Source organism: Actinoallomurus oryzae, from assembly GCF_039541955.1.
GTDB lineage: Bacteria > Actinomycetota > Actinomycetes > Streptosporangiales > Streptosporangiaceae > Actinoallomurus > Actinoallomurus oryzae.
Genome location: NZ_BAABHF010000069.1, coordinates 39,504 through 55,505, shown reverse-complemented (window position 1 = coordinate 55,505; position 16,002 = coordinate 39,504). Strand labels below are relative to the sequence as shown.

Here is a 16,002-nt window from a genome sequence, read left to right as displayed (position 1 = left end):
CCAGACGCAGGCCATCCGCGCGCCCGGGCCGGGAGCACCCCGGACCGGCGCCGGTGAGACTCGGTAAGAGCCTGGGCACCCATCAGACAACGGACCGACGCGCTCGCCGCCGACGAGACGGGTCCGGTTCGAAGGGACCGCCCGGGCTCTCTTCCGTTTCGACGCCCGTACGGCGTGCCGCCGCGGCGGTGCGGACGGCCCCGGCGCACCTCCCCATTCGTCCCAGCGGCCCGTGGACGATACCGTTCCGCAAGAACGAACGATGCGGACGAGGAGCGTTGGTGGCGCAGGACATGCTCGCCGAGGAGACCCCCGGCGTCGCCGATGAGTCCCGTCGGCGTCGATTCCCCACCCGACTGCGGCGCCCGGCGCTGGCGGTCCTGGCCGGACTGCTGCTGGCCGCGGCGTTCCCCCCGGTCGGCTGGTGGCCGCTCGCGCCGGTCTCGGCCGCGATGCTGGCCCTCATCCTGCGCGGCCGCCGCCTTCGCGCCGCGACCGGCCTGGGCATGCTGTACGGGCTGGCGTTCTGCTTCCCGCTGTTCGAGGGGCTGCGCCCGGTCGGGATGGACGCCTGGCTGGCCCTGAGCGTCTTCGAGGCGCTCTACTTCGCGTTGCTGGGCACCGGCATCGCCCTGGCGACCCGGCTGCCCGGCTGGCCGCTGTGGACCGCCGCGCTGTGGATCACCGAGGAGTTCGTCCGCGGCCGGGTGCCGTTCGGCGGCTTCCCCTGGGGGCGCCTGGCCTTCAGCCAGACCGCCTCGCCCTACACCGGGTACGCCCCGCTCGGCGGCGCGCCGCTGATCAGCTTCGTGATCGCGCTCACCGGCGGGCTCCTGGCCGCCTCGGCGCTGGCACTGTGGCGGCGGCGCACGTCCTCCCCGGACTCGGCCCCGGGCGTGCGGGGCGTGGCGCTCATGCTCGCCGGGGTGCTGGTGCTCGGCCTGGCCGGGCTGTTCGTGCCGCGGCCCTCGGGCGGCCGGCCGGTGACGGTCGCGGTGGTCCAGGGCAACGTCCCGCGCGCCGGCCTGGACTTCCTCGGCCAGCGCGAGGCCGTCCTGGACAACCACGCCCGCGAGACCCACAAGCTGGCCCAGGAGGTACGCCAGGGCAGGCTGCCCCGGCCCGACATCGTGATCTGGCCGGAGAACTCCAGCGACCTGGACCCGTACCAGGACCCCCAGGCGCGTCAGGTGATCGACGCGGCCGTCCGCGACGTCGGCGTGCCGGTGCTGGTCGGCGCGGTGATCGACCACGGCGACGGCGAGCACGTGGAGAACCGCGGCATCGTGTGGGACCCCAAGACCGGCCCCGGCGCCTACTACGTCAAGCGGCACCCGCTGCCGTTCGGGGAGTACATCCCGATCTTCCGCGGCTTCCTGCGCAAGGTCATCACCCGCTTCGACATGGTCGGGGAGTTCGTCAAGGGCCGCTCGGCCGGCAACCTCCGGCTCGGGCCGGTGCGGATCGGCGACGTGATCTGCTTCGAGGTCGCCTACGACGGCCTCGTACGCGACGTGGCGAGCAACCCGCTGCTGGTCGTGCAGACCAACAACGCGACGTTCGGGCACACCAGCCTGCCGCCGCAGCAGTTCGCGATGTCACGCCTGCGGGCGGTCGAGCACGGCCGCACCATGCTCGTGGCCTCGACGAGCGGGATCAGCGGCATCATCACCCCCGACGGGCGGGTGCTGGACCGTTCGCAGGAATTCACACCGGCTGTGCAGGTCGAGCGCGTACCCCTGCGCTCGTCGCGTACGCTTTCCGATCATCTCGGCGCTACCCCCGAATGGGCGCTGGCGCTGCTTGGGTTCGCGGCGGCGGCGGTCGCCGCCTGGAGGACACGGACGAGCAGGGGGACCTAGCGGGTGGAGACCACGGAGGGCGTCGGACGGGTTCTGGTGATCATCCCGACGTATCAGGAGCGCGAGAACGTCGAGAGCATCGTCGGGCGGGTCCGCGCGTCCGTGCCGCAGGCCGAGGTGCTCGTGGCCGATGACGCGAGCCCCGACGGCACCGGGGAGATCGCCGATCGCCTCGCGGCCGAGGACGACCATGTGCACGTGCTGCACCGTAAGGGCAAGGAAGGCCTGGGCGCCGCGTACGTCGCGGGGTTCCGGTGGGGCCTCGAACGCGGCTTCGACGTGCTGGTCGAGATGGACGCGGACGGCTCGCACCAGCCCGAGGAGCTGCCCCGGCTGCTCAGCGCGCTGGAGGACAACGACCTGGTGATCGGGTCGCGGTGGGTCCGCGGCGGCCGGGTGGAGAACTGGCCGAAGAAGCGCGAGGCGCTCTCGCGCGGCGCCAACACCTACTCGCGGGTGCTGCTGGGCTTCCACGTCCACGACTCGACCGGCGGCTTCCGCGCCTACCGCGCCACGACGCTGAGCAAGATCGGCATCGACGACGTGACGTCGCAGGGCTACTGCTTCCAGGTGGACCTCACGCTGCGCACCGTCCGCGCGGGCCTGAAGGTCGCCGAGGTGCCGATCACGTTCGTCGAGCGCACCCACGGCGCGAGCAAGATGAGCCGCGACATCATGGTCGAGGCGTTCGTCAAGCTCACCCGGTGGGGCGTTGAGGGCCGCCTGGGCCGCCTGGCGGGACGCCGCCCGTCCTGAGAGAGCGCGCGGCGGCCGGGAGCGGTGCCGTACCTCCCGCGGCCAGGCGCGACCTTACTACGTAAAGGCGGGTGCCGGTGATCCTCACGCATGACGAATCTCAGGCGCCCTGCTCGTCGGCGAGCCGCCGCAGGTAGGCGGCGAAGCGCTCGCGGTCGGCCCGGTCCCAGCCGGTGGTGAGCTCGGCGAAGGTCCGGCGCTGCCACCGCCGCGAGCCCTCCAGCAGCGCCCGGCCGTCGGCGGTCAGGCGCAGCGACGCGCGCCGGCGGTCGCGCTCGGAGGCCGCGCGTACGAGGTAGCCCGCGGCGACCGCGTCGCGGGCCATGCGGCTGGCGCCGGAGTGGTCCAGGCCCAGCCGGTGCGCGATCGTGCCCACGTCGGCCTCGGCCGCGCCCTCGACCGCCTCGACGGTGAGGATGTGCTGGACGTGGCGCGCCTGCCCGGTCAGCTCCTCGGCGGCCAGGCCGCTCCAGCGGCGTGACCAGAACCGCACCAGCCGGAACAGCGCCGGCCCGCCGTCGTCGGCCTCATCGGGACCGTCGGTCTCATCGGGACGCATGACGCCATCCTATACGTGCGAATCGCATGTATATTCGTATGCGATTCGCATACATTTGAGGGAGTGACGCCATGCCCGTCGTGCTGAACCACCTGATCGTGCCCGCGAGCGACCGGCGCGCCTCGGCCGCGTTCCTGGCGGACCTGCTGGGCCTGCCGGCCCCCGCGCCGGACGCGGACGCCGGGCCGTTCTCGCCGGTACGGATCAACGGCGACCTGACCTTCGACTTCGATGACCGGCGCGGGGCCACGCCGGGCCATTACGCGTTCCTCGTCGACGACGCCACCTTCGACGGCGTGCTGACGCGCCTGCGGCGGGCGCCGGGGATCGCGTTCGGCTCCGGGCCGGCGAACGGCTGGGACCGGCAGGTGAACCATCTCGGCGGGGGGCGGGGCGTCTATGTCCGCGACCCTGACGGTCACAGCTACGAACTGTTCACCGCGGTCCCGTGACAGTGGCGCCCGATGTGCGGCCGGGCGCGCGAACCATGCGCCCGGCGGGTCACAATGGAGGCATGCTGCGCGCGACGCTGGTCATCGCCTTCCTGGCGGTTCCGGTCCTGGAGATCTATGTGATCCTCCAGGTCGGTCACGCCATCGGCGGATGGCCCACGGTGGCTCTGCTGATCTTGGAGAGCCTGCTGGGCGCGTGGATCATACGCCGCGAAGGGCGGCGGGCCTGGCGCGCGCTGACCGAGTCGTTCCGGCAGGGCGGGCTGCCCGACCGTGAGCTGGCCGACGCCGCGCTGGTGCTCGTCGGCGGCGTCCTGCTGCTGACGCCCGGCTTCCTCACCGACGTCGCGGGCCTGGTGTTCGTCCTGCCGTTCACCCGGCCGCTCGTACGCCGGGCGCTGTCGGCGTACGTCGGGCGCCGCGTCCGCGTCGCGCAGAGCCGCGCAGCGGCCTCCTTCGGGGGATTCGGCGACATGCCCCGGCCCCGGAGCGAACCGGGCCCGCAGAGCGGCTCTGCGGGCGGCACGGGCACCGGCCACCGCGTCGTACGGGGCGAAGTGATCGAGGAAGACCCTCCGGAGCCGCGCTGAGCGCCCGCCCGTACGGGAGGGCGGCGCGCAACGACGGGTGCCGTCAACGGACGTGCACCAGCCGCCGTCGGGAACGGCCCGTGTGATCGGAGCCTGACGGCCTACGGGGGGCTGATGACGGTGAGCATGCGGAGGAGTTTCCAGGGTCGAGGGCCCCAGGCGGTGAGCTTTCCGCCAAGGAGCGGTCTCCCTATCGCTTGTCGGCCGATGAACACCAGCATCAGCGCGGCGGGGTCGGCGGACAGATGGGCGTCAACGTCGCGCGCGTCCCCCGCCTCGATCGTCAACGACCCGCGGTCGAAGACCATGAGCGTGCGTCGGCCTCCGCGCAGGCGCAAGTCGAAGCGGGCTCGGAAAGACCCCGCCCTGTCCTGGTTCACCATGGCTGTGGGCGGCAGAGCCGCGATGAGCGGAAGTACGGCGCCCTCGATGGCGAGCAGAGCGTGGTGGCGCCGGATCGGCCACGGGCGCCCGGTCGCCGTGGCGATGTCATGGCCGTGGATCAGGCATTCCTCGAGCAGGTGGCACGCCACCGCCGACGGCGGCAGGGGGGTGCCTTGCAGCCAATCGACGGTGGCCGCCCGCGAACGCGACGCGACGGCGTCGAACTCGTCTGCCAGCGTGCCGATGTGATCGGCGAGTACCGATGGGGCCCGTTCGTCGTCCAGGGCCAGCATCTCGGCGTTGGCCTCGGCCATTCCCGCCGTTGTCACCGTGGCCTCGGGGACCGGTGCTCCGGCGAGGGCGTCGGTGTCCATGCGGAGAACATGGGTCAGGTGAGCCGCGACATCGCCCACCGTCCAGGTGCCGACCGCGGCGGAGCCGGTGTCGGGGACGCTCCGCAGGAGGGTGACGAGGCGGGGAACCACCTCCCGCAACGCCGCACGTGCCCGGGTCATGGTGTCGGGTGCGCCGCCGTGCGTCGCGGCCCGGACCGTGTCGGCACCCTCCCGGGCGTCGGCGTCCGGGCCTCGCCCGGGGTAGGGGGTGTCGGTCATCGGTTCACTCCTGTGGCGTGAGCGCTTGCGGCGGTGGCCGTCCCACGGCCCGGGCCGGCCGGCGACAGGCCCCGGCCAGGGCGCCGCGGCCGGACCCCTCCCGCAGGGCGCCGATCACGTCGCGATCGACCGACGACCGGGTCGGGTCGCCGTGCCGCGGCGTCGGCCTTGATCACCTACCGGCGATGTGCTGGATATTGTCAGTGAAGCTTGAGAATGTAAAGTGGCCGCCATGAGTCGGAGCTACGGCCAGTACTGCGGTCTCGCCCGGGCACTCGATGTCGTCGGCGACCGGTGGAATCTGCTCATCGTCCGCCAGCTCCTCATCGGTCCCGCCCGCTACCGCGAGCTGCTCGACGGGCTCGGCGGCGTGGCCACCAACCTGCTCGCCGACCGTCTTCGCGACCTTGAGACCGCCGGGGTGGTCGAGCGGCGGTTGGCAGAGGAGGGCAACGCCATCGTGTACGCGCTCACCCCATGGGGCGCGGAGCTGCGGGAGCCGGTCGAGGGCCTCATCCGCTGGTCCACGCCGCTCATGGCGCGCGGGTCGGGCGGCGACCGCTTCCAGGTCGAATGGCTCGTCGTCGGTCTCCGGGCCCTGCTCGCCCACAGGGCCGTACCCCAGGCGTCGGCGGTGGGGATCGCGGTCGACGGCCGGCTGCTCCAGGTGCGGTCTACGCGCTCGGGTGTGGAGGTGGCCCTGCATGATGGTCGCGATCTCGATGTCGTCGTGCGCGCCGACGCCCCGATCGTTCTCGGGCTGGCAGCGGGTGCGCTCACCCTCGACGACGTCCATGGGCTCGTCGACGTCGAAGGCGATGAGACCGCCGCACGAGCCCTGTTCGGCCCCTGACGCGCCCTGCCGCAGGCTGCACGCGCCGGTGACCTCTCGCCGGGCCTCGCGGTCACGCTCGGTCGCGGCCGGTGGCACGCCCGTTGACGGCACCGAACGGCGACGGGCCGTGCCGCCGAGGGGTCTGGCGGCACGGCCCGTCAACGATTCTTCGGGTCAGGCGGTCTTCCTGCGTTGGGCCCGCAACACGGCCAGGCGCTCGGCGAGGACCTCTTCCAGATCTTCGATCGAGCGGCGTTCCATGAGCATGTCCCAGTGGGTGCGCGGGGGTTTGCCCTTCTTGGACTGTGGCATCTCCCCGTCGACCATCAGGGCCGTGGCGCCGCAACTCCGGCACTCCCAGGTCATCGGCACCTCGGCCTCGGCGGCCAGGATGACGGTGAACCGGTGGCCCTTCGGGCAGTCGTACATGACCTCCTGACGGGGTGCCAGGTCGGTGTTTCGGTCGTTCTCGTAGCTTGTGGCTCCGAGTCGGGTGCCGCGAAGTGCGCGCTCGGCCATCGTGACGTGCCTCCCAGACGGCTTGCGTTCTCGTTAGTGGAGCAACGCTGGATACCGTCACAAGATTCCCGCCTCAGCGCCGGTCCAACCCTGCGGTTTTCACGCGTCCGCGCGGGCGGTCGAAGATCGTCCGGTGCCGGCGCGGCGGTGCCGGCCGCCGGGGCCCTGCGGTGGCTCAGACGCGGCGGGGGAGGGGGTTGCCGGCCTCGCGGACGCCGCGGGGGACGTCCACGGTGATCAGCAGCGCGAACCCGACCACGAAGAAGATCACCAGGGAGACGATCGCGCTGCGGTAGCTGTCGGTCAGCTGCAGGGCGAACGCGAACACCAGCGGGCCGATCCAGCTCGTGCCCTTGTCGCTGATCTCATAGAACCCGAAGTACTCCGCGGTGCGCTCACGCGGCACCAGGTGGGAGAACAGCGACCGTGACAGGGCCTGCGTGCCGCCCATGACCACGCCGATCACGGCGGCCAGGACGATGAACTGCGCGATCGAGCCGCGTTGCAGCGTGTAGCTGGCCAGCACGACGACCGTCCAGGCGACGAGCGAGGTCAGCACGACGCGGCGGGTGCCGTACCGGTCGGCGAGCCGGCCGAGCAGCAGCGCCCCGCCGAACGCCACGAACTGCACGAGCAGCACCGCGCCGATCACGACGGACTGGCCCAGGTCGAGTTCTTCGGTCGCGTACGTCGCCGCGAGCGTGATCACGGTCTGCACGCCGTCGTTGTAGATCAGGAACGCCAGCAGGAACAGCAGCGTGACCGGCCGGTTGCGCAGGTCCTTGAGGGTGAGGCCGAGCTGGGCGAACCCGGCCCGTACGGCGCCGAACGCGGTCTCGCCCGTACGGGCCCGGTGCCGGTCGCGCAGGCGGCGCAGCGGGATGAGCGTGAAGGCGGCCCACCACACGCCGGCCGAGGCGAGGCTGATCCGTACCGCCATGGCCTGTGACAGCCCGAAGGAGTCGTGCAGCAGGTACAGCACGAGGTTGAGGGCGAGCAGCAGCCCGCCGCCGAGGTAGCCGATGCCCCAGCCGCGGGAGGAGATCGCGTCGCGTTCGTCGGGGTCGGCGATGTCGGGCAGGAAGGCGTTGTAGGCGACGTCGGCGCAGCCCAGGGAGATGTTGGCGAGGATGAACAGGGCCGCGGCGAGCAGGTAGCGGCCGCCGGAGGCGAAGAACAGCCCGATCGTGGCGAACGAGCCGAGGTAGGCGAACAGGGCGAGGGTGCAGCGTTTACGGCCGGTGTGGTCGATGACGGCGCCGGTGACGGGCAGCAGCACGACCTGGGCGATCACCGAGACGGTGACGGCGAAGGGGAAGACGGCCTTGGCGCGGACGTCCAGGCCCAGCGGGTGGACCCAGCCGTGCGCGTCCGCGGCGGCGCGGGCGATCGTGCTCAGGTACGGGCCGAGGAAGACGGTCACGACCGTGGTGGAGAAGGCGGAGTTGGCCCAGTCGTAGAAGTACCAGCCGCGCTGCTCGCGGCGGCGGCTGCCCGGAGCCGCCGCGGCGGGCGCCGTCTCGCTGCGCCCGGTCGTGGGCCCGGCTTCGCCGGAGGGGGTGATCATGGGGGCCGTTTCGTCGATTCGGTCGTTTCGCCCGGTCATGTGGTGGCGGTCGCCCACAGGCCGCGGGCCTTCATCAGGTCCCGGAGGGTCTCGATGTCGTCGGTGATGATGCCGTCGATGCCCAGATCGAGCAGCCGCGCCATCTCGGTGGCGTCGTTGACGGTCCAGGCGTGGACCTTCAGGCCGAGGGTGTGCGCGCCGGCGAGGAAGGAGGGGGTGACGAAGCGGCTGCGGCCGAGCCGGTAGGGCACCTGGGCGCACGGCGCGCCGGTCGCGGCGGTGCGCAGCAGCACCGACAGCGGCCCGGCGAGGGAGTGGGCGCGCAGCGCGGCGACCCCGCGGGGGCCGAGCGCGGTGCACACGTCGTGGCCGGCGAGCAGCCGCATGCGGGCGCGTACGAGTCTCAGCCGCCGGGAGGAGAAGGAGGTCACGCACACGCGGTCCCAGGCGTTGGTGCGGCGCAGCACCTCGGTGAGCGGGGCGATCGCGGTCTCGGCCTTGACGTCGATGTTGAGGCGGGCGGCCGGCCAGGCGCCCAGGACGTCCTCCAGCAGCGGGATCGGCTCGCGGCCGCCGATGCGGGCGGTGGCGACCTCGGCGTAGGGCAGGCGGGCGATCTCGCCGGCGCGCCCGGTGACCCGCTCCAGGTCGGCGTCGTGAAAGGTGAGCAGCACGCCGTCGGCCGTGGCCCGTACGTCCGTCTCCAGGTAGCGGTAGCCCAGGTCGATGGCGTGGCCGAACGCCGCCATGGAGTTCTCCAGGCCGTTCAGGGAGCCGCCCCGGTGGGCGAACGGGATGGGCCCGGGATGATCGAGGAACGCAAACTCCGGTGACACCTGTTCGAGTATGGCGGCTCGGCGGCCGGTAACGCGATTCACCACTCACCTTACTTCGTAAAGGCGCGCGGCAGGGTCTTCCCGCCCCGACTCCATCGGGGGAAACGACCGCCGCGGCGTCGTGTCCATGTCTTCCGGGTTACCGCTTTTGGACTAGGTTGTCGTGCGCTGCGGCCCGCGGTGGCCGCGTCTCCGAGCAAGGAAGGCTTGATCATGGCGGACACCAGCGCCTACGCGGCGACGTTCGAGATCGTCGATGCGAACAAGGACGGGCACATCTCGGCCACCGAGTTGAAGCAGCTGATGAAGGCCCTCGGTGAGGACATCACCGAGGAGACCGCCACGGAGGTCGTCCAGCGGATGGACTCCAACGGGGACGGGGAGATCTCGCTGGCGGAGTTCGCCACCTACATGGCGAAGGGCTGACCCGCGAACCCGCCGCCCGCGCCGCGCGGCAGGGCGCCGGTCTCAGGCGGGTCTTCCCGGCGCCGCGGGCAGGGTCAGCGGGCCCATTCGCGGCGCCGGGTCTCGGCCAGGGCGATCGCGGTGGCGACCGCGACGTTGAGAGAGCCGACGCGCCCGATCTGGGGGATGTAGGCGACCGCGTCCGCGGCGCCGAGCAGCGCGGGGGAGCAGCCGTGGTCCTCGCCGCCGACGGCCAGGCACACGTCGCCGTCGAGCGGCGCCTCGTGCAGGGGCAGGGCGTCGGTGGTCAGCTCGATCGCGACGATGCGGAACCCGGCCTCGCGCGCGGCGCGGACGGCGTCGGGGACGGGGACGGCCGGGTCCCAGGGGACGAGCCGTTCGGTGCCCAGCCCGGTCTTGCGGGCGCCGGGGTGGGTCGGGGGAGCGGCGTTGCCGGCGAGCCACAGGTGCTCCACCCCGAACGCCGCCGCGGACCGCATGATCGAGCCGACGTTGAACGGCTGGGTCACCGACTCCACGAGCAGGCCGAGCCGGCTTTCGGTACGGCGCCGCCAGCCGCGGTTGAGGCGCTTGACGTCGGTGGCGCGCAGCTGCCTGCGGGCGTCGGCGGTGGTCACGGTGTGTCCTTCTCGGGGTTGGTGACGGCCAGGACCCGGTAGCCGGCGCGCGAGGTGAGGCGTTCGGTGGGCCATCCCCGGCTCTGGAGCCAGCGTTGCAGGGAGTCCGAGCCGAGGTTCTTCTGCACGACCAGGTGGGCCCGCCCGCCGGGGACCAGGCGAGGCAGCCAGGTGTCCAGCAGGCCGTGCAGGGCCGGCTTGCCGATGCGGATCGGCGGGTTGGACCAGATCGCGGCGAAGCGCGTGCCGGCCGGGACGTCGCGTTCGAGTCCGAACCTTACGTTGTCAAGGCCGGCGGCCTGGGCGTTGTCCCGCCCGCATTCCAGTGCCCGTTCGTTGACGTCCACACCCCAGACGATCGCCTGCGGCGATCGCGCGGCCATGGTCAGCGCGATCGGCCCGTACCCGCAGCCGAGGTCGAGCAGGTCGCCGTCGGGGGGAGGGGGCGGCACGCTGTCGAGCAGGACGCGTGTGCCGAGGTCGACGCGGTCGGGGGAGAACATGCCCCGGTCGGTCGCCAGCCGGAAGTGCAGATCGGGCAGGACGAGGTCCACGGTGCCCGGCCGGCTGCGCGCCTGCGGACGCTCGGCGAAGTAGTGCTCCCCCACGTCGGCCGACCGTACCAGCGCGGCGGCGCGCGCGTGACGCCGCGGCCCCCGGGGCACGCGGGCGTGGGGGTGGCCTCAGGGGCGAGTCGGGGGAATCCCTGATGGCGTTCCGCGCCCGGCGGACGCATCATCGCGATATGACGTATCAACCGGATGTGCCGAGCCGTTCGGACTCGGCGTGGATCGCGATGTCGGCGGCCTCACAGGGACCCTGGGCGGCCGCGCTGGCCGGGGGAGCGGTGGTGGGCGGCGCCGACCTCGCGCTGCACCTGCTCGGCGGTCACCTGAGCGTCGCCGGGCCGCTGTCGTTCGGCCTCGCGGTGTTCTTCCTCATCGGCGCCGGCGGCGCGCTGCTGCGCCGCGGCCATGACCGTACGCGGGCGTGGGCGCAGCAGCATCCGTGGTCCTACGCGCTGGTGCCGGCGGCCGGGACGGCGGCGACGGTGTTCGCCTCGTTCCTGTTCCTCAGCGGCGACGGCCTGTTCGGCAGCCTGTGGGAGGGGCTGAGCGACGGGCTCGGCGTGCTGGTGCTGCTCGGCATCATCGGGTACGTCGCGCGCGGCGTACGGCCCGCCTCACGCCGCTGAGGGCCCCGCTCAGGGCAGCCGCTGGAACCACACCAGCGACAGGCCGCCGGCGGCGAGGGCGAACAGCAACGCCACGAGGATGTACTGCGAGGCCGCCTCCTGGCGTTCGATGCGGTACCCGAGCGAGCTGCCGATGTGCCGGTAGACCTCCGACAGCTCCGCCCCGGCCTGCGCCTCGTAGGCCTTGCCGGAGGTGTCGTGCGCGAGGTTGCGCAACGTGGCCTTGTTCACCTGGACGGGCACGGTCTCCCCGTCGATGTCGACGATGCCGTACGGGGTGCCGAAGGCGATCGTCGAGACGGGGACCTTCGCGGCGCGGGCGGCCTCGGCGGCCTCCATGACCGACCGGCCGCTCTGGTTGTCACCGTCGGACAGCAGCACGATGTGCGAGGGCGGAGGGTCCTCGTTGGCGCGGGCGTCGAACGAGCGGATCGACTGCAGCGAGGTGAAGACGGCCTCCCCGATGGCGGTGCCCTTGCCCAGCTGCAGCGCGTCGATGGCATGGCCGACCGCCTCGCGGTCGAACGTCGGCGCGACCACCGCCGAGGCGCTGCCGGAGAAGCTGACCAGGCCGACGTTGAAGCGGATCGGCAGGTCCTGGACGAACTTCTTGGCCGCGGCCTTGGCCGCGTCGAGCCGGCTGGGCGCCACGTCGGTGGCCTTCATCGACAGCGACACGTCGATCGCGACGATGATCGTGGCGCGTTCGCGGGGCACCTTGACCGGCTTGGCCGGGCGGGCGAACCCGACGGTCATGAGGATGACCGACAGCAGGAACAGCAGCGCCGCGAGATGCCGCCGCCAGCCGGGCCGGCGCGGTGCGACGTGCGACAACAGCGCCAGGTTCGTGAAGCGGACCGCCGCCTGCCGGCGACGCGCCTGCATGAGCAGGTACAGGCCCACCAGCACCGGGACGAGGGCCAGGAGCCAGAGCCGGCCCGGGGACAGGAAGGTCATACGCGGCTCCCCTGCGGGTGGGCACGCCCGGCGACGCGACGCTGTTGCAGCGCGAAGCGGGCGACGTCGCTGATCCAGTCACGGTCGGTGCGCAGGACGAGGTGGGCGGCGCCGCAGCCGCGGATGGCCTCGCGGGTACGGGCCCGCTGCGCGGCGGCGGCCGCGGCGTACCGCTCACGGACCCGCCGGGACAAGATGATCTCCCGTACCTCGCCGTTCTCCGGATCGGTCATCATCACCGGGCCGACGTCGGGCAGGTCCAGCTCACGCGGATCGATGATCTCCACGGCGATGACCTGGTGGCGTACGGCCAGCCGCCGCATCGGACGCTGCCAGGCCAGTTCGCCGTCACCGGTGCGCTCCTGGTCCAGGAAGTCGGAGATGACCACCCGCAGGCCGCGTTTGAACTGGCCGCGGGCGAGGCTGGTGAGCGCCTCGGCGAGCGAGGGGCCCGGCCGGCCCGTGTCGGTGCGGGGCGCGTCCAGCAGCGCCTGCAACAGCGCGTACATCGCGGTGCGGCCCGTACGGGCGGGCCAGCGCCGCAGGCCTCCTCCGTGGGTGATGTAGGCGCCGACGCGGTCGCCGAGCCGCGTGGTGAGGAATCCGACGGCGGCGAGCGCGGCGACGACCAGGTCGCGTTTCTCCATGGCCGCGGTGCCGAAGTCCATGCTGGGGGACAGGTCGGCCAGCGCCCAGACCTCCAGCTCGTGGTCGGCGATCAGGTCACGGACGTGCGGGGTGGTGGTGCGGGCGGTGACGGCCCAGTCCATGTGCCGTACGTCGTCCTCACCGGGCTGGTAGAGGCGGGCCTCGGCCAGGTCGCTGCCGGGCCCGGGAAGAATGCCCAGGTGCTCGCCGTGCAGCAGGCCGTCGAGCCGGCGGGTGACGGCGAGTTCGAGCCGCCGCAGGGACCGCTCGGGCGCCAGCTCACCGAGCCTGTCGGACCTCATCGCGCCGCTCATGAAGCGTATTCGCTGTTCCACACGACGCGTGGCGGCGGCACGGTGGTCAGGATCCGCTGGACGATGCCGACCGGGTCGATGCCGTCGGCGATGGCGTCGAAGGACAGCAGGATCCGGTGGGACATCACGTCGACGGCGACGTCGCGTACGTCGTCGGGCAGCACGTAGTCGCGGCCGCGCAGCAGGGCCAGGGCACGCGCGGAGGCGACCAGGCCCAGGGTCGCGCGGGGACTGGCGCCGATCTCGATGACGCCCTTCAGATCCGACAGGTGGTACTGCTCGGGTTCTCTGGTGGCCATGACGAGCCGCACGATGTAGTCGGCGACCAGCTCGTGCACGGCGATCTCGTCGGCGGCCTTCTGCAGGCGGATGAGGCTCGCCGGGTCGAGGATCTGCGCGGCGTCGGGCGGGTCGACGCTCATCCGCTGCAGGATCTGCATCTCCTCGGTCGCACCGGGATAGGCGACGTTGACCTTCATCAGGAACCGGTCGCGCTGCGCCTCCGGCAGCGGGTAGACGCCTTCGGACTCGATGGGGTTCTGGGTGGCCAGGACCACGAACGGCCGCGGCAGCGGGTGGGTCTTGCCGCCGAGGGAGACCTGGCGTTCGGCCATGACCTCCAGCAGCGCCGACTGCACCTTGGCGGGCGCGCGGTTGATCTCGTCGGCGAGGACGAAGTTGACGAAGACCGGGCCGAGCTCGACGTCGAACTGCTCGGTGGAGGGATGGTAGATGCGGGTGCCGACGATGTCGGAGGGCACCAGGTCCGGGGTGAACTGCAGCCGCGCGAACGACCCGCCGACGACGGTGGCGAGCGTGCCCACGGCCAGGGTCTTGGCGACGCCGGGGACGCCCTCGAGAAGGCAGTGGCCGCGGGCGAGCAGCGCGATCACCATGCGCTCGACCATGTGTTCCTGGCCGACGATGACCTTCTTGACTTCGGCTACGCTCTGCTGAAGCAGCGCCGCGGCCTGGTCGATGTCCCCTACAGCGATGGTCATGTAGTCCCTCAAGGTCAGGGTCTCGTTGCAGCGCCAACGAGCACGACCTTATGCGATCTGGCTGAAGGCCCGCCGAGCGCCGAGGCTGTTAGTGTGTCGCGCCAGGCCGCAGGCGAGGGGAGGCAGGCCGCATGCCGAAACCGCTGCAGGTCGGGGACCCGGCCGAGCTCGGGCCGTTCCGGCTGGAGTCGCGCCTGCACGAGTCCGCCGCCGGCATCGTCTACCTGGCCGCCGATCCTCAGGGCCGCCGGGTGGAGGTGGCGCTGCTGACCACCGCCGCGGCCGGTGACGCGGCGGCCCGTGACCGGTTCCGCGCCGCGGTGGAGGCCGAGTCGCCGCGGGTGGGCGTCGTCCCCTCGGTCCCGCGTCCGGCCGGGCCGGGTGGCCCGTCGCCGGTGGTGGCGGCGCTGCCCGACGGCGGCGCGCCGTGGGTGGCCACGGCGCACGAGGAGGGCCGTCCGGGGGCGGAACGCTTCTTGAAGCCGGTGCTGCTCGAACGCGGCTGGGGGCTGGGCCGGCGCCGCCGTGGCGGCCCCAGCTTCCAGCAGTACTGGCTGTCCGGTCCCAAGGCGCCGGCGTTGCAGCCCCCTCCGGCACCGCCGACCGCCCCGGAGGCCGCGCGGGACACCAAGGGCCTGGCGGCGGCGGTCGCGTCGCTGGCGGCGCTGCTGGTCCTGCTCGGCCTGCTCGTCCTGCTGCTGTACTCCTGTGAGCCGTCCCCGAAGCCGCCGACGCCGACCGAGGTGCCCACCACGGTGCCGGTACAGCCGCCTCCGCCGCCGGAGCCGACGCCGTCCAGGCCGAGCCCGTCGCCGTCACGGTCGGGCGAGAAGTCCCAGACGCCGGGGCCCTCGCGGACCGGCGGGCCGGGCACGATGAACCCCGCCGGGCACGGCGGCCCGGTCACGGCCCGTACGAGCTGGTAGGCCGCCCGTCTCTCCGGGGGGCGAAAGCCGGTTGCCCGCGTGTGCGGACTCGGGCCAGCATGAGGCGATGATCCAGATGCTGTTCGCCTTCACCGGCGCCGCGATCGTCGTGGCCCTGATCCCGGGCCCGAGCACGGCGGTGATCGTGCGCCAGTCGGTCACCGCGGGCCGCCGCGCGGGCGTGGCGGCGATGCTGGGCAACGAGACCGGGATCGTGCTGTGGGGGCTGGCGGCCGCGTTCGGGCTGACCGCGCTGCTGCTGGCCTCGCGGATCGCCTATGACACGATCCGGATCGCGGGCGCGGTGTTCCTGGTGTGGATGGGCGTACGGGCGCTGTGGTCCGCGCGCCGCCGGCGTCCCGTGGAGCAGGCGGGGGAGCCGGGGGTGCGGGCGGTGCCGGTGTCGCGGTGGCGGGCCTACCGGCTGGGCCTGCTGACGAACGCGGCCAACCCCAAGGCGGGGGTGTTCGCGGTGTCGTTCCTGCCGCAGTTCGTCCCGCACGGCGCGCCCGTCCTGCCGGTGCTGGTGGCGCTGTCGTTGGTCTGGGCGCTGATCGACGTGGTCTGGTACCTGAGCCTGATCTGGCTGGCGGGCCGCGCCGGGCGGGCGCTCGGCCGGCCGGCGGTGCGGCGGCGGCTCGAACAGCTGTCCGGGGTCGTGCTGGTCGGGCTGGGCCTGCGGCTCGCCATGGAGTCTCGTTAGCGCCGGTCAGGACCTGTCTCCGGTACGCGCGGCGCTCTCGCGGGCGGTGTTCCGCCGGCCGCGTTGTCCCCGGGTTATCCACAGGGCTTTCCACAGTTCGGCCGGGGAAATCACCACCTATGTGGGTATTGGCCGGCGGTTACCCACCGAGTTTTCCACAGGCCCTGTGGAAATCGGTCCCGGCACCGTTCTTGCCCAGCTCAGCGGTTCGGCGGTGACCCGGCATGGGGTCGCCGCAGCA

19 protein-coding genes are annotated in these 16,002 nt (G+C 72.6%); 9 read left to right on the top strand and 10 right to left on the bottom strand.

Annotated elements, in window-relative coordinates; genetic code table 11:
- Nucleotides 1-281: 281 nt before the first annotated feature.
- Both lnt and ABEA10_RS49480 read left to right on the top strand, forming a co-directional pair.
- Entirely contained in the window at nucleotides 282-1,862 is a 1,581-nt protein-coding gene (gene lnt, locus ABEA10_RS49485; protein ID WP_345475677.1) for an apolipoprotein N-acyltransferase, read from the top strand.
- Nucleotides 1,863-1,865: 3 nt separating this feature from the next.
- Nucleotides 1,866-2,618 carry a polyprenol monophosphomannose synthase gene (locus tag ABEA10_RS49480; RefSeq protein WP_329234918.1) on the top strand — a complete coding sequence of 251 codons (753 nt, stop codon included), beginning with the start codon at nucleotides 1,866-1,868 and terminating at the stop codon, nucleotides 2,616-2,618.
- A gap of 100 nt (nucleotides 2,619-2,718) precedes the next feature.
- Here ABEA10_RS49480 and ABEA10_RS49475 read toward each other — a convergent pair whose 3' ends face one another.
- On the bottom strand, nucleotides 2,719-3,177 hold the full coding sequence (locus tag ABEA10_RS49475) for a MarR family winged helix-turn-helix transcriptional regulator (protein WP_345475676.1): 459 nt from the start codon (nucleotides 3,175-3,177) through the stop codon (nucleotides 2,719-2,721).
- A 71-nt stretch (nucleotides 3,178-3,248) separates the two neighbouring features.
- Here ABEA10_RS49475 and ABEA10_RS49470 point away from each other — a divergent pair, with 71 nt between their 5' ends.
- Together ABEA10_RS49470 and ABEA10_RS49465 are read left to right on the top strand one after the other, a co-directional pair.
- Nucleotides 3,249-3,629, top strand: coding sequence for a VOC family protein (locus ABEA10_RS49470; RefSeq protein ID WP_345475675.1), 381 nt, complete (start codon nucleotides 3,249-3,251; stop codon nucleotides 3,627-3,629).
- 62 nt (nucleotides 3,630-3,691) lie between these two features.
- Nucleotides 3,692-4,219, top strand: coding sequence for an FxsA family protein (locus ABEA10_RS49465; protein WP_345475674.1), 528 nt, complete (start codon nucleotides 3,692-3,694; stop codon nucleotides 4,217-4,219).
- A 101-nt stretch (nucleotides 4,220-4,320) separates the two neighbouring features.
- Here ABEA10_RS49465 and ABEA10_RS49460 read toward each other — a convergent pair whose 3' ends face one another.
- Nucleotides 4,321-5,217 (bottom strand): maleylpyruvate isomerase N-terminal domain-containing protein, encoded by an 897-nt coding sequence (locus ABEA10_RS49460; protein WP_345475673.1) that lies wholly within the window; start codon nucleotides 5,215-5,217, stop codon nucleotides 4,321-4,323.
- 232 nt (nucleotides 5,218-5,449) lie between these two features.
- On the opposite strand from ABEA10_RS49460, the gene ABEA10_RS49455 reads away from it, so the two are divergent.
- Nucleotides 5,450-6,070, top strand: a complete 621-nt coding sequence (locus tag ABEA10_RS49455) for a winged helix-turn-helix transcriptional regulator (RefSeq protein ID WP_345475672.1) — start codon at nucleotides 5,450-5,452, stop codon at nucleotides 6,068-6,070.
- Nucleotides 6,071-6,226: 156 nt separating this feature from the next.
- On the opposite strand, the gene ABEA10_RS49450 is transcribed toward ABEA10_RS49455, so the two are convergent.
- The 3 genes from ABEA10_RS49450 to ABEA10_RS49440 all read right to left on the bottom strand — a co-directional run bounded on the left by ABEA10_RS49450 (nucleotide 6,227) and on the right by ABEA10_RS49440 (nucleotide 8,974).
- Complete coding sequence (locus tag ABEA10_RS49450) at nucleotides 6,227-6,571, bottom strand: RNA polymerase-binding protein RbpA (RefSeq protein WP_141963948.1); 345 nt, start codon at nucleotides 6,569-6,571, stop codon at nucleotides 6,227-6,229.
- A gap of 175 nt (nucleotides 6,572-6,746) precedes the next feature.
- Nucleotides 6,747-8,138 (bottom strand): MFS transporter, encoded by a 1,392-nt coding sequence (locus ABEA10_RS49445; RefSeq protein WP_345475671.1) that lies wholly within the window; start codon nucleotides 8,136-8,138, stop codon nucleotides 6,747-6,749.
- 35 nt (nucleotides 8,139-8,173) lie between these two features.
- Entirely contained in the window at nucleotides 8,174-8,974 is an 801-nt protein-coding gene (locus ABEA10_RS49440; protein WP_345475670.1) for a glycerophosphodiester phosphodiesterase family protein, read from the bottom strand.
- Nucleotides 8,975-9,187: 213 nt separating this feature from the next.
- Between ABEA10_RS49440 and ABEA10_RS49435 the strand changes: the two genes are divergently transcribed.
- A complete protein-coding gene (locus ABEA10_RS49435; protein ID WP_345475669.1) occupies nucleotides 9,188-9,400 on the top strand; it encodes an EF-hand domain-containing protein in 213 nt (70 codons plus the stop codon).
- A gap of 74 nt (nucleotides 9,401-9,474) precedes the next feature.
- On the opposite strand, the gene ABEA10_RS49430 is transcribed toward ABEA10_RS49435, so the two are convergent.
- Nucleotides 9,475-10,017 carry a TrmH family RNA methyltransferase gene (locus ABEA10_RS49430; protein WP_345475668.1) on the bottom strand — a complete coding sequence of 181 codons (543 nt, stop codon included), beginning with the start codon at nucleotides 10,015-10,017 and terminating at the stop codon, nucleotides 9,475-9,477.
- A complete protein-coding gene (locus ABEA10_RS49425; RefSeq protein WP_345475667.1) occupies nucleotides 10,014-10,625 on the bottom strand; it encodes a class I SAM-dependent methyltransferase in 612 nt (203 codons plus the stop codon). Before ABEA10_RS49425 ends, ABEA10_RS49430 begins: the two co-directional genes overlap by 4 nt.
- 137 nt (nucleotides 10,626-10,762) lie before the next feature.
- Between ABEA10_RS49425 and ABEA10_RS49420 the strand changes: the two genes are divergently transcribed.
- Nucleotides 10,763-11,212 carry a hypothetical protein gene (locus ABEA10_RS49420; RefSeq protein WP_345475666.1) on the top strand — a complete coding sequence of 150 codons (450 nt, stop codon included), beginning with the start codon at nucleotides 10,763-10,765 and terminating at the stop codon, nucleotides 11,210-11,212.
- A gap of 9 nt (nucleotides 11,213-11,221) precedes the next feature.
- Here ABEA10_RS49420 and ABEA10_RS49415 read toward each other — a convergent pair whose 3' ends face one another.
- The 3 genes from ABEA10_RS49415 to ABEA10_RS49405 are packed head-to-tail and all read right to left on the bottom strand — an operon-like array spanning nucleotide 11,222 to nucleotide 14,132.
- Nucleotides 11,222-12,169: a VWA domain-containing protein gene (locus ABEA10_RS49415; RefSeq protein ID WP_345475665.1), complete on the bottom strand. Its 948-nt coding sequence runs from the start codon at nucleotides 12,167-12,169 to the stop codon at nucleotides 11,222-11,224.
- Nucleotides 12,166-13,119: a DUF58 domain-containing protein gene (locus ABEA10_RS49410; RefSeq protein ID WP_345475664.1), complete on the bottom strand. Its 954-nt coding sequence runs from the start codon at nucleotides 13,117-13,119 to the stop codon at nucleotides 12,166-12,168. The genes ABEA10_RS49415 and ABEA10_RS49410 overlap by 4 nt, the downstream gene beginning before the upstream one ends.
- 8 nt (nucleotides 13,120-13,127) lie before the next feature.
- Nucleotides 13,128-14,132 carry an AAA family ATPase gene (locus tag ABEA10_RS49405; protein ID WP_329234962.1) on the bottom strand — a complete coding sequence of 335 codons (1,005 nt, stop codon included), beginning with the start codon at nucleotides 14,130-14,132 and terminating at the stop codon, nucleotides 13,128-13,130.
- A 131-nt stretch (nucleotides 14,133-14,263) separates the two neighbouring features.
- Here ABEA10_RS49405 and ABEA10_RS49400 point away from each other — a divergent pair, with 131 nt between their 5' ends.
- Together ABEA10_RS49400 and ABEA10_RS49395 are read left to right on the top strand one after the other, a co-directional pair.
- Nucleotides 14,264-15,058, top strand: a complete 795-nt coding sequence (locus tag ABEA10_RS49400) for a hypothetical protein (RefSeq protein ID WP_345475663.1) — start codon at nucleotides 14,264-14,266, stop codon at nucleotides 15,056-15,058.
- Between the two features lie 67 nt (nucleotides 15,059-15,125).
- The gene (locus ABEA10_RS49395; RefSeq protein ID WP_345475662.1) at nucleotides 15,126-15,761 is read left to right on the top strand and encodes a LysE family translocator; all 636 of its coding nucleotides are present in this window, start codon (nucleotides 15,126-15,128) and stop codon (nucleotides 15,759-15,761) included.
- The last annotated feature ends 241 nt before the right edge of the window (nucleotides 15,762-16,002 follow it).

What these genes read in the sequence shown, in the direction of transcription:
- ABEA10_RS49460 (WP_345475673.1), bottom strand. Translation starts at nt 5,217, where the DNA reads ATGACCGACACCCCCTACCCCGGGCGAGGCCCGGACGCCGACGCCCGG.
- ABEA10_RS49400 (WP_345475663.1), top strand. Translation starts at nt 14,264, where the DNA reads ATGCCGAAACCGCTGCAGGTCGGGGACCCGGCCGAGCTCGGGCCGTTC.
- ABEA10_RS49470 (WP_345475675.1), top strand. Translation starts at nt 3,249, where the DNA reads ATGCCCGTCGTGCTGAACCACCTGATCGTGCCCGCGAGCGACCGGCGC.
- ABEA10_RS49405 (WP_329234962.1), bottom strand. Translation starts at nt 14,132, where the DNA reads ATGACCATCGCTGTAGGGGACATCGACCAGGCCGCGGCGCTGCTTCAG.
- ABEA10_RS49445 (WP_345475671.1), bottom strand. Translation starts at nt 8,138, where the DNA reads ATGATCACCCCCTCCGGCGAAGCCGGGCCCACGACCGGGCGCAGCGAG.
- ABEA10_RS49450 (WP_141963948.1), bottom strand. Translation starts at nt 6,571, where the DNA reads ATGGCCGAGCGCGCACTTCGCGGCACCCGACTCGGAGCCACAAGCTAC.
- ABEA10_RS49410 (WP_345475664.1), bottom strand. Translation starts at nt 13,119, where the DNA reads ATGAGGTCCGACAGGCTCGGTGAGCTGGCGCCCGAGCGGTCCCTGCGG.
- ABEA10_RS49465 (WP_345475674.1), top strand. Translation starts at nt 3,692, where the DNA reads ATGCTGCGCGCGACGCTGGTCATCGCCTTCCTGGCGGTTCCGGTCCTG.
- ABEA10_RS49455 (WP_345475672.1), top strand. Translation starts at nt 5,450, where the DNA reads ATGAGTCGGAGCTACGGCCAGTACTGCGGTCTCGCCCGGGCACTCGAT.
- ABEA10_RS49420 (WP_345475666.1), top strand. Translation starts at nt 10,763, where the DNA reads ATGACGTATCAACCGGATGTGCCGAGCCGTTCGGACTCGGCGTGGATC.
- ABEA10_RS49415 (WP_345475665.1), bottom strand. Translation starts at nt 12,169, where the DNA reads ATGACCTTCCTGTCCCCGGGCCGGCTCTGGCTCCTGGCCCTCGTCCCG.
- ABEA10_RS49475 (WP_345475676.1), bottom strand. Translation starts at nt 3,177, where the DNA reads ATGCGTCCCGATGAGACCGACGGTCCCGATGAGGCCGACGACGGCGGG.
- ABEA10_RS49435 (WP_345475669.1), top strand. Translation starts at nt 9,188, where the DNA reads ATGGCGGACACCAGCGCCTACGCGGCGACGTTCGAGATCGTCGATGCG.
- ABEA10_RS49395 (WP_345475662.1), top strand. Translation starts at nt 15,126, where the DNA reads ATGATCCAGATGCTGTTCGCCTTCACCGGCGCCGCGATCGTCGTGGCC.